The sequence below is a fragment of the Streptomyces sp. M-16 genome (assembly GCF_052114405.1).
GTDB lineage: Bacteria > Actinomycetota > Actinomycetes > Streptomycetales > Streptomycetaceae > Streptomyces.
The window spans coordinates 54303-67930 of the sequence record NZ_JBFRER010000007.1; the positions used below are offsets into that span (position 1 = coordinate 54303).

Consider the following 13628-nt stretch of genomic DNA (forward strand, 5'->3'; position numbering starts at 1 on the left):
AGCCGCCGCCCGGGTGAATTGGGCGGCGGCTCGTCACCGCGGGTGAATCTGCGTTCACTCCTGGCCGCTCTTGGCCCCCTTCGGGGCGCCGGCGTCCCTGTTCAAGTAGTTGTAGACCGTGAAGCGGCTCACGCCCAGGGCTCCCGCGACCGTTTCGACGCCGTGCCGCACGGAGAAGGCGCCCCGCGCCTCCAGTATCCGCACCACGTCCTGCTTGGACTTCCGGTCGAGCTGCGCCAACGGTACGCCGTGCCGCCGCTCCAGGGCCGCCAGGATGTGGTCCAGCGATTCGGAGAGCTGGGGCAGGCGCACCGCGAGCAGCTCCCGACCCTCCCACGACAGCACGACGTCGTCCGGCTGCGCCAGGGCGGGATCCATCAGCTCGCCCCCCATCGCGTCCACCAGCGGCTTGACCGCGGTGACGAAGGGGTGGTCACGGGGCTCGGTCACGGGGTGTCCTCCCCGATCACGTTGACCTGGAGCGAGACGCGCGTCGCCCCGGCCTCCAGGGAACCGCGCAGCAGCGCGGCCACCGCGGTCAGCACCCGGTCGGACTCGCCCTCGGCGGTATTGCCGAACGGGCCGACGTCCACCGCGTCCAGCTGGGCCTTCTGGATGACCTCGCGGGCGGCCACGGCGTGGGCGGGGGCCTCTTCGAGGTCGAAGGGCTCGGTCGTGAACTCCACTCTCAATCGCACGCAGGTCAACCTACTGCGCGGTCGGGATTTTTCGGGAGTCCGCACTTGACATCCGCGCCGAGGCCAATGCAGTCTTCCATCAAGCAGAAAATAACTTCCGCAATACGGAAGGAGCGCACACCCCTCATGGGATACACGGACCAGCGCTTCGATGTGAACCTGTCGATCCTCTTCACGGAACTCCCGCTTCTGGAGCGTCCCGCGGCCGCCGCCGCGGCGGGCTTCACCGCGGTCGAGCTGTGGTGGCCCTGGATCGAGACCCCCACCCCCGCTCAGGAGGAGCTCGACGCCCTCAAGCAGGCTCTTGAGGACGCCGGCACTCAGCTGGTGGGCCTGAACTTCTACGCCGGCCGGCTGCCGGGCCCGGACCGCGGCGCGGTCTCGGTACCCGGTGAGGAGTCGGACCGCTTCAACGCCAACATCAACGTGGCGGCGGACTTCGCCGCCTCGGTCGGCTGCAAGGCGCTCAACGCCCTCTACGGCAACCGGGTCGACGGCGTCGACCCGGCCGTGCAGGACGAGCTGGCCCTGAAGAACCTGGTCGTCGCGGCCCGGGCCGCGGACCGCGTGGGTGCGATCCTCTTGATCGAGACCCTCAACAAGCCCGAGTCGCCGCTCTACCCCCTGGTGAGCGCCCCGGCCGGCATCGAGGTGGTGGACAAGGTCAACGAGGCCACCGGCCTCGGGAACGCCAAGTTCCTGCTCGACCTGTACCACCTGGCGATGAACGATGAGGACCTCTCCGAGGTCATCGAAAAGTACGCCGCCAAGACCGGCCACGTCCAGATCGCGGACAAGCCGGGACGCGGTGCCCCCGGTACCGGCGAGCTGCCCCTGGAGGCGCTCCTGGACCAGCTGAAGAAGGCCGGGTACGAGGGCTGGGTAGGCCTCGAATACAAGGCCGCCGACGCCGCCGCGTCCTTCGCCTGGCTCCCCGCCGAGGCCCGCGCCGCCCGGTAGGCGGGCCAAGTCCGGGCGATCAGCCGGGCACCCCACGCACTTTTCGTACGATGCATCAAGAGAAGGACCCTCAATGAGCACCCTCCCCAAGATTGCCTGGATCGGTCTCGGAATCATGGGCTCCCCCATGGCCGAGAACCTCCTGAAGGCCGGCTACTCGGTCACCGGCTTCACCCTGGAGCAGGACAAGCTGGACCGCCTGGCCGCCGCCGGCGGCTCCGCGGCCGGCTCGATCGCCGAGGCCGTCAGGGACGCCGACGTCATCATCACGATGGTGCCCGCCTCCCCGCAGGTCGAGGCCATCTCCTACGGTGAGAACGGCATCCTGGAGAACGCGAAGTCCGGCGCGCTGATCATCGACATGTCGTCGATCACCCCGCAGACCTCGGTCGACCTCGCGAAGAACGCCGCCGCGAAGGGCATCCGCGTCATCGACGCCCCGGTGTCCGGCGGCGAGGCGGGCGCCATCGAGGCCGTCCTGTCGATCATGGTGGGTGGCGAGCAGGCCGACTTCGACGAGGCCCTCCCGGTCCTCCAGGCCCTCGGCAAGGTCATCGTCCTGTGCGGTCCGCACGGCTCCGGCCAGACGGTGAAGGCCGCCAACCAGCTCATCGTCGCGGTGAACATCCAGGCGTGTGCCGAGGCCGTCGTCTTCCTGGAGAAGTCGGGCGTGAACCTCACCGCCGCCCTGGACGTCCTCAACGGCGGTCTGGCCGGCTCCACGGTCCTGACCCGCAAGAAGGACAACTTCCTGAACCGCGACTTCAAGCCCGGTTTCCGGATCGACCTGCACCACAAGGACATGGGCATCGTCACCGACGCCGCCCGCAACGTCGGTGCGGCCCTCCCGGTCGGCGCGGTCGTCGCCCAGCTCGTGGCCTCGCTGCGCGCCCAGGGTGACGGCGGCCTGGACCACTCCGCGCTGCTCCGCGCGGTCGAGCGCCTCTCCGGCGCCCAGGTCTGATCCACCCCCCGCGGCGGCCCGCTGTCCCGGGCCGGATGGTGCCGGTGCTGACACCTGTCCTGTCGCGCCCAAGTGCCGGCACCGTCCGGATCACCACTCCCCTCTTCTTTCTTTCAACAAACTGTTGACGTCGAGTTCACGCCGAAATTAGGCTGTTCCGCATGACGGAAGACGCTTTCCGTCAACAGTTGTCCCGTACGGAAGGTCACCATGTCGAAGCGCACGCTGACGACCGAGTCCGGCGCCCCGGTCGCCGACAATCAGAACTCCGCCACCGCCGGCGTCGGTGGCCCGCTCCTGGTCCAGGACCAGCAGCTGCTGGAGAAGCTCGCCCGCTTCAACCGCGAGCGGATCCCGGAGCGCGTGGTGCACGCCCGCGGCAGCGCCGCCTACGGCTACTTCGAGGTGACCGACGACGTCACCGCGTACACCAGCGCGGCGTTCCTGAACACCGTCGGCAAGAAGACCGAGACCTTCCTGCGCTTCTCCACCGTGGCCGACTCGCTCGGCGGCGCGGACGCGGTCCGCGACCCGCGCGGCTTCGCCCTGAAGTTCTACACCGAAGAGGGCAACTACGACCTCGTCGGCAACAACACCCCGGTGTTCTTCATCAAGGACCCGATCAAGTTCCCCGACTTCATCCACTCCCAGAAGCGCGACCCCTTCACGGGCAAGCAGGAGCCGGACAACGTCTGGGACTTCTGGGCGCACGCCCCCGAGGCGACGCACCAGATCACCTGGCTGATGGGTGACCGCGGCATACCGGCGTCCTACCGCCACATGAACGGCTACGGCTCCCACACCTACCAGTGGACCAACGCCCAGGGCGAGGCCTTCTTCGTCAAGTACCACTTCAAGACGAACCAGGGCATCCGCTGCCTGTCGGGCGAGCAGGCCGCCGAGGTCGTCGGCAAGGACGCCAACTCGCACCAGACCGACCTGCTCCAGGCGATCGAGCGCGGCGTGAACCCGAGCTGGACCCTCTACGTCCAGGTCATGCCCGCCGCCGAGGCCGCGGACTACCGCTTCAACCCGTTCGACCTCACCAAGGTGTGGCCGCACAGCGACTACCCGCTGCAGCGCGTGGGCCGTCTGGTCCTCGACCGCAACCCCGACAACGTCTTCGCCGAGGTCGAGCAGTCCGCCTTCTCCCCGAACAACTTCGTCCCGGGCATCACCGCCTCGCCGGACAAGATGCTCCAGGGCCGCCTGTTCGCGTACGCCGACGCCCAGCGCTACCGCCTCGGTGTGAACCACACCCTGCTGCCGGTCAACGCCCCGAAGGCGACGCAGGCCGACAACTACGGCCGCGACGGCGTCATGGCGCTGCGCAACGGCTCGCGCCACGACAAGAACTACGAGCCCAACTCGTACCAGGGTCCGGCCGAGACCGGTCTGGCGCTCGGCGCCCCGAAGGCCGTCTCCGGCTACACGGGCACCCACGAGGCCCCGGCCCACACCAAGGACGACGACTTCTTCCAGGCCGGTGAGCTCTACCGCCTGATGTCGGAGGCCGAGAAGGAGCGTCTGGTGGCGAACATCGCCGGCGGTCTCTCCCAGGTCACCCTGGAGGACGTCATCGAGAAGAACCTGGCTCACTTCCACGCCGCCGATGCCGACTACGGCAAGCGCGTCGAGGAGGCCGTCCGCGCCCTGCGCGACGCCTGAGCCGCATGTTGTACCGGGGGCCTGACGGGAGGTCATGCCCCGGGTGCTGAGCCCGCACCGCGGACCCGGATGAGGGGTGGTACGCGGTGAGGGCAGGACGAGGACCGTGACGGGCGTGTGAGCCAGTGCGGTGGTAATGGGTTCCGAGGCCCGTCTCTTGACCTGAGGGAGACGACGCCGGAGTTCTCGTCACCGCCCGTCGCGGTCCCAGCCACTCCCCCCTCCTCCATGTACAGGGGCCACGCACAGAGCCCCTGCCCGTGGAGCGGGAAACCCTCCCCCAGTCTCCGCCCGGCGGTGCGAACGTCCTGTCGCGCCAGCCTCGCACCGTCGGGCGGTCACACACCAGAGCGCCGAGTCACGGACGGTCCCGTGACTCGGCGCTTTGCCGTTCCCCCGTGACGCGCTCCCCCGTACGGCTCGGGCTATCGTTGCAATCTGACTGAAAGCTCAGTCAAGCCGGTCCGAGCAAGGGGTGCGAGCAAGAGTGGCCGACCGTCAATCGCTGATCCTGGAAGCAGCCGTCCGAGTCATCGCCCGCAACGGCGTCAGAGGGCTGCGGGTCGAGGAACTGGCGACCGAGGCCGGAGTGTCCACCGCACTCATCTACTACCACTTCAAGGACCGCGCCGGCCTGGTCCAGCGCACGCTCGCCTTCATCAGCGACCGCGCCACCGGCTACACCGACGAGGCCGTCGAGGCCGTGGCGGGCACCGAGGACGCCCGCGCCGTCCTGCTCCAGATGCTGCTCGGCGAGCTCCAGGACACCCCCCGGGTGCGCGAGAACAGCATCGCCTGGGGCGAGCTGCGGGCCACCGCCATCTTCGACGCGGACCTGCGCGCCGCCCTCGCCGAGTCCACCCGCAGCTGGAACCGGGACACCGCCGACGCCGTGGCGGACGCCCAGGCGGCCGGTCAGGCCGACCCGGCCGCGGTCCCGCTGGACGTGGCGGAGCGGCTGAACTCCCTGGTGGAGGGGTTGAGCGAGCGCTGGCTGAGCGGCTCACTGGAGCTGGAGCGGGCCCGGACGCTGCTGGAGGGCGCGGTGGACGCGGAGCTGGGCCCGTACCCCGCTCGAAGCGGCGGCCCCGGGCCCCGGGTCCCGTAGGAGAAGCGGAAGGCCCCGGGCCCCGCAAGGGGACGCACGGAACACCGAGCAGGTCCACGGCACGCGGAACGGCCCCCGTACCTCCACAGGGAGGTACGGGGGCCGTTCCGTGCTGTCACACCGGTACCGGCGCGGTGTTCACCGCGCCGGGGGCGCGGACGGTCAGACGGTCAGCGGGCGGATCGCGGTCGGGGCGTGGCCCGGCTCGGTCGCCAGCTCCTCGAACTCGGTGACGTCGCTCATGTCGACGGTCTTGCTCATCGCGATGTTGGTGATGCGCTCCAGGATGGCCTCGACGACGACCGGGACCTGGAACTCCTGCGCCAGCTTCTTGGCCTCCTCGAAGGCCTCGCCCAGCTTGTCCGGGTCGGTGACGCGGATGGCCTTGACGCCCAGGCCCTCGGCGACCTTGACGTGGTCGACGCCGTAGACGCCGATCTCCGGGGTGTTGATGTTCTCGAATTCGAGGTTGACCTCGAAGTTGATGCCGAGGCCGCCCTGCGCCTGGCGGATCAGACCCAGGTAGGCGTTGTTCACGAGGACGTGGACGTAGGGGACCTTGTGCTGGGCGGCGACCGCCAGCTCCTCGATCATGAACTGGAAGTCGTAGTCGCCGGAGAGGGCGACGACCGGGGTCTCCGGCTGCGCGGTGGCGGCACCGATGGCGGCCGGGATGGTCCAGCCGAGCGGGCCGGCCTGGCCGCAGTTGACCCAGTGGCGCGGCTTGTAGACGTGCAGGAACTGCGCGGCGGCGATCTGGGAGAGACCGATGGTGGTGACGTAGCGGGTCTCCGGGCCGAACGCCTTGTTCATCTCCTCGTAGACGCGCTGCGGCTTCAGGGGGATGTTGTCGAAGTGCGTGCGGCGCTGCAGGGTGGCCTTGCGCTCCTGCGCGGAGGCGGCCCAGGCGGAGAAGTCCGGCAGCTTGCCCTCGGCCTTGAGCTCCTTGGCGATCTCGATGAAGAGCTCCAGCGCGGCCTTGGCGTCGGAGGCGATGCCGAAGTCCGGGGCGAAGATCTTGCCCAGCTGGGTCGGCTCGATGTCGACGTGGACGAACTTGCGGCCCTTGGTGTAGGCGTCCAGGTTGTAACCGGTGTGACGGTTGGCCCAGCGGTTGCCGATGCCGAAGACGAAGTCCGACTCCAGGAACGTGGCGTTGCCGTAGCGGTGGGCGGTCTGCACACCGACCATGCCGGCGGCCAGCTCGTGGTCGTCCGGGATGGTGCCCCAGCCCATCAGGGTGGAGATGACGGGGACGTTGACCAGCTCGGCGAACTCGACCAGCAGGTCGGAGGCGTCCGCGTTGATGATGCCGCCACCGGCGACGATCAGCGGGCGCTCGGACTCCAGCAGGAACTGCAGGGCCTTGGCGGCCTGGGCGCGAGTGGCCTGCGGCTTGTAGACCGGCAGCGGGGAGTAGGTCTCCGGGTCGAACTCGATCTCGGTCAGCTGGACGTCGATCGGGAGGTCGATCAGGACCGGGCCCGGACGGCCGGAGCGCATCAGGTGGAAGGCCTCCTGGAACACGCCCGGAACCTGGGCGGCCTCCAGGACGGTCGTGGCCTTCTTGGTGACCGGCTTGGCGATCGAGGCGATGTCGACGGCCTGGAAGTCCTCCTTGTGGAGCTTCGAGACCGGAGCCTGACCGGTGATGCACAGGATCGGGATCGAGTCGGCGATCGCCGAGTACAGGCCGGTGATCATGTCGGTGCCGGCGGGACCCGAGGTGCCGATGCAGACGCCGATGTTGCCGGCCTTGGCACGGGTGTACCCCTCGGCCATGTGCGAGGCGCCCTCGACGTGGCGGGCCAGCGTGTGGCCGATCCCGCCCACGTTCTTGAGCTCGCGGTAGAACGGGTTGATCGCAGCACCGGGGACACCGAACGCTTGTTCGACACCCTCGAGCTTGAGGATCTCCACTGCAGCGGCGGCGGCTGTCATACGAGGCATCGAGTTCTCCTGCGGGTCCGGCGGTCAGACTTTTTCCGTAATGCGGAATTTTTGTTCTGCTATACGGAACAAGCTAAGCGGCCACTTCGCGCACGTCAAGGCGGTGGGGCACCCCGGAACCCACCAAAAGGCGCATCTCGTTCGGCGAGTTGCACAAATGGCCGGTCCTTCGGCCGGATCCGGCGGCAATCCGCGCCCCTGCCCGCCCCGACGGTCGCCGGTGGTGGAGCATGGGACTACGCACGGCGACGGAAGGGGCCGGGTCTCATGACGGAAGCGGTACGGGTGCGCTGCCCGGGATGCGGGCGCGAGAACGGTTACGCGGCGCCCTCCTTCCCCTGCGCCTGCGGAAACCCCGTGACCCCTCCCCTGGACCCGTCGGCCGAGCCCCGGCCGCTGACGCACCGGACCTGGTCGCAGAGCTGGGTGGTGGTGCGGTGCGGGGCCTGCGGACGGGAGGGCGAGTGGCCGCAGCCGGAGCTGGGCTGCGGGACGTGCGGGACGGTGGTCCGGGTCCCGGTCCGCCCGCCGGGGGCGGCGGGCGGGGACGCGGGCGCGGCGGGCCCCGCTACAGCGGGGGCGCGGGGCCGGACGGGCCCGACGGAGGCGGAGCCGCGTGCGGGGGCGGATCGCGGGACGGGAGCCGGGACGGGCCCCGGGTCGGTCTCCGGGACGGGCCCCGGGACGGGTGCCGTCGCGCGGCCGGCGTTCCGGCCGGTGACCATCCGTACGGGCCGGGACGCCGTGGTGACGGCCGCGCTGTACCTGCGCTGGCTCGGCTTCCGCGACGTGCGGCGGCCCGACGGCGTGCCGATCCCCTCTGCGGCGGCAGACCTGCGGGCCCCGGGGGTGGTGGCGCAGGTGGACCCGACCACGGCCCCGGTGGGGCTGCGCGCGGTGGAGTGCGTCTGGCTGAACGGCCTGACGGCCGCCGCGACCGGCGTCTACTTCTCCCTCGCCGGATACACGGAGGAGGCCCGGAGCCGGGCGGACGAGCTGGCGGTACCGCTGTTCGTCATGGACCTCACGGGCGTGCCGCAGCCGGTCAACGACCCGGCGGACGAACTGGTCGCGACGGGGGCCTAGGCTCGGAGGGCGCGGGCCCGTGCCCGCCCGTTCTTCCGTCCGTCCCTTTGTCTTCCTTGTTCCCCCTGCCTGCCGAGGAGAGCCCGATGAGCCTGTACGACATCCCGCTGACCACCCTGGACGACGAGCCCACCAGCCTCGCGGCACACAAGGGCAAGGCCGTCCTCGTCGTGAACACCGCCTCCCAGTGCGGGCTCACCCCGCAGTACTCGGGGCTGGCCCGGCTGCAGTTCACGTACGCGGAGAAGGGCTTCACCGTCATCGGTGTGCCCTGCAACCAGTTCGGCGGTCAGGAGCCGGGCACCGCGGAGGACATCCAGACCTTCTGCGCGGCCGGTTTCGGCGTGACCTTCCCGATGCTGGAGAAGTCCGAGGTCAACGGCGAGAACCGGCACCCCCTGTACCGCGAGCTGGTGCAGACCCCGGACGCCGAGGGCGAGGCCGGGGACATCCAGTGGAACTTCGAGAAGTTCCTGATCTCCCCGGCCGGCGAGGTCGTCGCGCGCTTCCGCCCGCGCACCGAGCCCGAGGCCCCCGAGGTCATCGCCGCGATCGAGGCGCACCTGCCCGCGTAGGCGCACCGGCTCGCGCAGGCGCCCCGCCCGCAGAGGCGCACCGGCCCGCAGCCGCATCGGCTGCGGGCCGGCCGCGTCAGGGCCGCCCGTTCCGGCGGGCCGCGTCAGGGCCGTCCGGCCAGGCCGTACCAGTAGCCGGCCTCCCGTTCGTCCCCCTCGGCCGCCGCGACGTCCCCCAGCAGCACGAGCACCCCGACCGGAAGCGGATGCGGGGCAGGACCGGGCGGTCCGGGCTCCGTGGGCCGCCCGGCGGGCCGATCCGGGAGCGGTTCGGGGCGTGGATCCTCCTCCGTGGCGCCGTCGGTCACCCGCGGGGCCAGGACCTCGCGGGCGCGTTCCTGCAGGCCGGCGCTCATCAGCAGCTCGCAGTAGAGGCGCCGGGCCTCGGGCTCGGTTTCCGGGTCACCGCAGTCCATCGCCCGCTCGAACCAGGGGTACGCCTCCTCCGGGCGGTCGCCGACCGCCAGGACCTGGGCCAGGAGCAGCAGCGCCTGCGGCCGGTGTTGGGTGTCGTCGGACCGGGCGAGGGGCAGCAGCGTGCTTTCGGCGTCGGCGTACAGCCCGAGGCGGAAGAGGGTGCTGCCCAGGTACCGGCGGGCCAGCGGTTCGACGGACGGCTCCCCGCTGGCGAGGGCGTCCGTGAGCAGCCGCCGGGCCTCCTCCAGCTCCTCCCCGCACGAGGCGCTCCCGGCGTCGACCATGGAACGCCGTACGACGCCGAGCAGCGCTCCGGCGCGGGGCGCCGTCTGCGGGTCGCCGGTCTCCAGCGCGGCTTCGAGGAGGTCGCCGGCCGCGATGACCTCCCCCACGTCCAGCAGGTACTCGCCGGTGCCGAGGTAGGCCAGGGCGATCGCCCCGGCATCGCCCGAGGTCTCCACCCCCGTCAGGAGCGTCTCGGCGGCCTCGCCGTCGCCGCGGCGCAGCAGCAGTACGCAGAGCGAGGCCTTGGCGGCCTCGGTGACGTCCGAGGGCTCGTCCTCGACCACGGACCGCAGGAGCTCCTCGGCGCCGTCGTCGTCCCCGTCCTCGGCCAGGCACTTGGCCAGCTGGAACCGGGCCATCGGGGAGGCGGGGTGCACGCCCGCGTCGCCCGCGGCCCGCAGGTGTCCGATCCCCTCGGGCCTGCGCCCGCCGCGGATGAGCACCATGCCGAGCAGGGCCCTCCCCCACGACGCCGCCGTCTCCTCCTCGGATTCGGCCAGCACGCGCAGCAGGCTCTCGGCGCGCGGGAAGTCTTCCTGGTCGGCGAGCATGACGGCGAGGTCGTAGCGGGCGATCAGGGACCAGTGGGGGTGTCCGGAATCGATCGCGGTGCGGTAGGCCTCCTCCGCYTCCCGGGGGTGGCCCTCGCGGACGAGCAGGTCGCCGAGGAGATCGGCGGCGCGCGGACCCTGATGGGGATGCCCGGAAGCCATCGCCTCGGCCAGCAGCGCCCGCGCCCGCCCCGCCCCGCCCTCCTCCCCCGCGAGCATGACGGCSAGGSCGACGCGGGCCGGYGGCGCCCACTCCGGGTGACCGGAGGCGATCGCCCGGTCCAGCCACTCCCCGGCGGTCTCGGTGTCGCCGAGCGCGGCGTGCCATTCGCCGAGTGCGCAGGCCGCCCGGGTGCCCTGGTCGGGACGTCCGGATGCGGCCACCTCCCGGAGGATGGCCACTCCCCGCTCCTCCTCGTCCCCTCCGAGCAGGAGGACGGCCAGGCCGACCCGTGCGATCGGGAGCACGAGGGGGTGTCCGGAGGCGATCGCGGCCTCCAGCACCTGCCGGGCCTCGCCGTACCTCTCCTGGAGGGTGAGGAGGTCGCCCAGGCTCACCTGGGCCCAGGGCACGACGTGCGCCTGTCCGCAGTCCGCGACCGAGCGCAGCAGGGCCTCGGCCCGGTCCAGCTTGCCCTGGTGGAGCAGTACGCCGCCGAGGTTCGCGCGGGCCGCGGAGGTGATCTGGACCGCGACCGCGTCGCCCATCATGCGGGGCAGGGTCCACGGCCGCTCGGTCGGCTCCGGCCGGCCGGGGCCGCGGGCGGCGCCGAGGCCGGTCGCGGGTTTGCCGAGCCCGGTGCCCGGCTCCCGGCCGGTGCGCACGCCGGCCGGGTCGCCGTCGGTCAGCGTGCGGACCAGTTGGGCGCCGGCCAGGTACTCGGCTTCCGCGTCCCCGGACGCGAGGACGGCCTCCAGCAGCCGTTCGGCCCGTTCGCTCTCGCCCTGCAGGACCAGGAGGCGTGCCAGGCCCACCTGGGCCAGCCGGGAGATCTGCGGGTCGGCGGAGGCGACGGCGCTCTCCAGGAGGCTCCTGGAGCGCGTGAGGTCGCCGTTCACCACGAGTGCCGCGGCCAGTTCGACCTGCGCCAGCGGGGCGACGTCCTCCGTTCGGGAGGAGGCCGCCGCGTCCAGCAGTTCCAGGGCCTCGTCCACGTTCCCGCGGACGAGGGACATCTGTCCGAGCATCAGTGAGGCCCATGCCGAGCCGTCCCGGTCACCGGTCTCCCGCACGATCCGGCGCAGCAGTCGCTCGGCCACGTCGGGCTCCTCCCGGACCAGCGCCGCGTAGGCGATCGGCACCAGCTCGGTGGGCGTGCGGTGCTCGGCGAGGTACTCCCAGGCGATGCGGGGTACCGCGGCGGAGGGGTCGTCGAGACGGGTGTCCAGGTACTCCGAGGTGTAGGGGAACCCGGTGTACGCGGGCCGGTCCCGCTGCCCCGGTACCCGGTACAGGAGGGCGATGGCCCCGGCCACGGGCTCCCTGGCCCAGGCCAGGCCGCTCCGGTAGAGGCTCTCGTCGGCGTCGAACCGCAGGTAGTGGGTGGACATGTAGGAGCGGAAGAGGGCCAGGAGGGCGGTTTCGGGGACCGGTCCGGTCATGCCCATCCGGTGCCAGTCGGCCGCCGCCTTCACGAGCGCCCATCCCTCGGGGCAGGTCTCCGCACCGTCGCGCAGGCGCTGTTCCAGCCGGGGGGCGGCGACCATGTGCTCGCCGATGCCCCTCGCGGCGAAGTCCTCCCGGGGGTAGAGCTCCCGTGCCGCGGCGGCGTCCTGCTCGGTCAGGAGCGCCGGAAGTTCGACGGTGTGCGCCTTGCCGAGGACCGTGCGGGCGACACGGCCGATGTCGTTCTCCATGGCGGTGAGGGCGGCCCGCTGTTTGGCCGGGATGGTGGCGACGACGGTGACCGCCGGCTGCCGCCGGGTCAGCCGGTCGAGGATCTGCAGGTCCAGGCCGCCGGGCCGGAGGTAGCGGTGGAGGTCGTCCAGCCAGAGGACGGCGCGGTCCCGGCCGAGCGGCAGACCGGTCCGGCTGAGGTCGTCGAGGATCCGGCGGTCCGTGGCGTCCGGGCGCGGGACGATCAGGCGGGCTCCGGGCAGCGTGCGCAGCAGCGCCTCGTACAGGGTGCGCGACTTGCCCGCCTTGGACTGCCCGGCCAGCAGGACGAAGCGCGACTGCTCCAGGGCGGTGTCGAGGAGGGCGTCCTGTGGACGGCGGGGCACGTAGGGCGAGGTCCCGGGCCGGCCGCTGTACTTGGAGCGGGAGACTCCTATGTCGTGCGGATCCACCTGGTCGACGCGGGCGACCTCGCCGTCTTCGGTCAGCGGCAGCCACAGCAGGTTCTCCAGCCGCTCCCGCACCTCTCGCGTCGTGGCAGCGCGTACGTGCGCGCCCAGTTCGGGCCAGTAGCGGACGAGCGTCTCGACCCTGATCGCGTACGCCGTGCGCCGGTCGACCTTGGTCACGGAGTCGCGGGCGACGAGCATGCCGATGACGCCCTCGCTGTGCACGTCCCAGACGGGGGAGCCCGAGAAGCCCTGTTCCAGTGCCCAGCCGGTGTGGGGGCTGGCCTCCACCTGGAGCCACTCGCTGCCGGCGTGGCCGATGATCTCGCCCCGTACGGGTACCCCCTGGCGGGGGTGCTCCCGGGGGTAGCCGTACGCGCGGAACTGGTGGTCCCAGGTGCCGGAGTCCGTGGTCCGCAGGGGGGCGGGGACGGCGTCCGGGGGCGGCGGCGAGCCGAGTTCGAGGACGGCTACGTCCCCGGTGTCGGTGCCGGTGGCCGGGTGCCAGCCGCCGGGTACGACGGTGGCGGGCAGGGGTTCGTGCGCCTCGGCATACTGGAACTCCACGAAGACCGGTTCCTCCGGCATCCCGAGCGCCGTCCCGGCCCGTACGACGTGGGCGCAGGTCAGGATGTGCCGCGGGCCGACCAGCAGCCCGGCCCCGACGGGGTTCTCCCGCGGGGAGCGACGGATGCTCACCAGCCAGGGCGGACGCTCTCGGGCGGCGGACAACGGGGTCAGTCCGCGGGACCGGCGGCGGACCGGCTCCAGTGGATCCTGACGCTGAAGTGTCCCTCCATCGCCGTCTTGGCGATCACCACTCCGGACTCCGCGTTGAGTTTCATCCCGAACTCGACCTCGTACTCGTCCGGCGCGAGGGCCCTCACGGAGTCGACCACCGAGCGGATCGCGGGGCGGACCGCCGTCAGGGCGTCCTCCAGCCGGCGGCTCGCCCGCACCACGCCGTCGGAGTCCCGGGAGATCCGTTCCAGGCCGGGCGAGTCCTCCTCCACCTCGATGATCAGTGACGCGCCGTCAGGACCGTCGAATCGCACCAACTCGGCCATGAGTCCCCCGAAT

11 protein-coding genes are annotated in these 13628 nt (G+C 71.6%); 6 read left to right on the top strand and 5 right to left on the bottom strand.

What is annotated here, in order from left to right; translation table 11 throughout:
- Nucleotides 1-54: 54 nt before the first annotated feature.
- Both AB4039_RS05560 and AB4039_RS05565 read right to left on the bottom strand, forming a co-directional pair.
- Nucleotides 55-450, bottom strand: coding sequence for a helix-turn-helix domain-containing protein (locus tag AB4039_RS05560; RefSeq protein WP_266843593.1), 396 nt, complete (start codon nucleotides 448-450; stop codon nucleotides 55-57).
- Nucleotides 447-698 (bottom strand): thiamine-binding protein, encoded by a 252-nt coding sequence (locus AB4039_RS05565; RefSeq protein WP_266843592.1) that lies wholly within the window; start codon nucleotides 696-698, stop codon nucleotides 447-449. Before AB4039_RS05565 ends, AB4039_RS05560 begins: the two co-directional genes overlap by 4 nt.
- A 126-nt stretch (nucleotides 699-824) precedes the next feature.
- Between AB4039_RS05565 and AB4039_RS05570 the strand changes: the two genes are divergently transcribed.
- From AB4039_RS05570 to AB4039_RS05585, 4 genes are all read left to right on the top strand, one after another.
- Nucleotides 825-1658 (top strand): TIM barrel protein, encoded by an 834-nt coding sequence (locus tag AB4039_RS05570; protein WP_266843590.1) that lies wholly within the window; start codon nucleotides 825-827, stop codon nucleotides 1656-1658.
- 73 nt (nucleotides 1659-1731) lie between these two features.
- Entirely contained in the window at nucleotides 1732-2622 is an 891-nt protein-coding gene (locus tag AB4039_RS05575) for a 2-hydroxy-3-oxopropionate reductase (protein ID WP_266843588.1), read from the top strand.
- Nucleotides 2623-2832: 210 nt separating this feature from the next.
- Nucleotides 2833-4290, top strand: a complete 1458-nt coding sequence (locus tag AB4039_RS05580) for a catalase (protein WP_266843586.1) — start codon at nucleotides 2833-2835, stop codon at nucleotides 4288-4290.
- 487 nt (nucleotides 4291-4777) lie between these two features.
- Entirely contained in the window at nucleotides 4778-5398 is a 621-nt protein-coding gene (locus AB4039_RS05585) for a TetR family transcriptional regulator (protein WP_266843585.1), read from the top strand.
- 162 nt (nucleotides 5399-5560) lie between these two features.
- Here AB4039_RS05585 and gcl read toward each other — a convergent pair whose 3' ends face one another.
- Nucleotides 5561-7348: a glyoxylate carboligase gene (gene gcl / locus AB4039_RS05590; RefSeq protein ID WP_266843583.1), complete on the bottom strand. Its 1788-nt coding sequence runs from the start codon at nucleotides 7346-7348 to the stop codon at nucleotides 5561-5563.
- 267 nt (nucleotides 7349-7615) lie between these two features.
- Between gcl and AB4039_RS05595 the strand changes: the two genes are divergently transcribed.
- Nucleotides 7616-8434: a hypothetical protein gene (locus tag AB4039_RS05595; RefSeq protein WP_442270134.1), complete on the top strand. Its 819-nt coding sequence runs from the start codon at nucleotides 7616-7618 to the stop codon at nucleotides 8432-8434.
- Nucleotides 8435-8520: 86 nt separating this feature from the next.
- Entirely contained in the window at nucleotides 8521-9009 is a 489-nt protein-coding gene (locus AB4039_RS05600; RefSeq protein WP_266843580.1) for a glutathione peroxidase, read from the top strand.
- A 104-nt stretch (nucleotides 9010-9113) separates the two neighbouring features.
- Here the strand turns inward: AB4039_RS05600 and AB4039_RS05605 are convergent, their stop codons facing one another.
- On the bottom strand, nucleotides 9114-13280 hold the full coding sequence (locus AB4039_RS05605) for a tetratricopeptide repeat protein (protein WP_442270135.1): 4167 nt from the start codon (nucleotides 13278-13280) through the stop codon (nucleotides 9114-9116).
- 5 nt (nucleotides 13281-13285) lie between these two features.
- The gene (locus tag AB4039_RS05610; RefSeq protein WP_266843577.1) at nucleotides 13286-13615 is read right to left on the bottom strand and encodes a CU044_2847 family protein; all 330 of its coding nucleotides are present in this window, start codon (nucleotides 13613-13615) and stop codon (nucleotides 13286-13288) included.
- Nucleotides 13616-13628: the final 13 nt, after the last annotated feature.

What these genes read in the sequence shown, in the direction of transcription:
- AB4039_RS05570 (WP_266843590.1), top strand. Translation starts at nt 825, where the DNA reads ATGGGATACACGGACCAGCGCTTCGATGTGAACCTGTCGATCCTCTTC.
- AB4039_RS05575 (WP_266843588.1), top strand. Translation starts at nt 1,732, where the DNA reads ATGAGCACCCTCCCCAAGATTGCCTGGATCGGTCTCGGAATCATGGGC.
- AB4039_RS05580 (WP_266843586.1), top strand. Translation starts at nt 2,833, where the DNA reads ATGTCGAAGCGCACGCTGACGACCGAGTCCGGCGCCCCGGTCGCCGAC.
- gcl (WP_266843583.1), bottom strand. Translation starts at nt 7,348, where the DNA reads ATGCCTCGTATGACAGCCGCCGCCGCTGCAGTGGAGATCCTCAAGCTC.
- AB4039_RS05595 (WP_442270134.1), top strand. Translation starts at nt 7,616, where the DNA reads ATGACGGAAGCGGTACGGGTGCGCTGCCCGGGATGCGGGCGCGAGAAC.
- AB4039_RS05600 (WP_266843580.1), top strand. Translation starts at nt 8,521, where the DNA reads ATGAGCCTGTACGACATCCCGCTGACCACCCTGGACGACGAGCCCACC.
- AB4039_RS05610 (WP_266843577.1), bottom strand. Translation starts at nt 13,615, where the DNA reads ATGGCCGAGTTGGTGCGATTCGACGGTCCTGACGGCGCGTCACTGATC.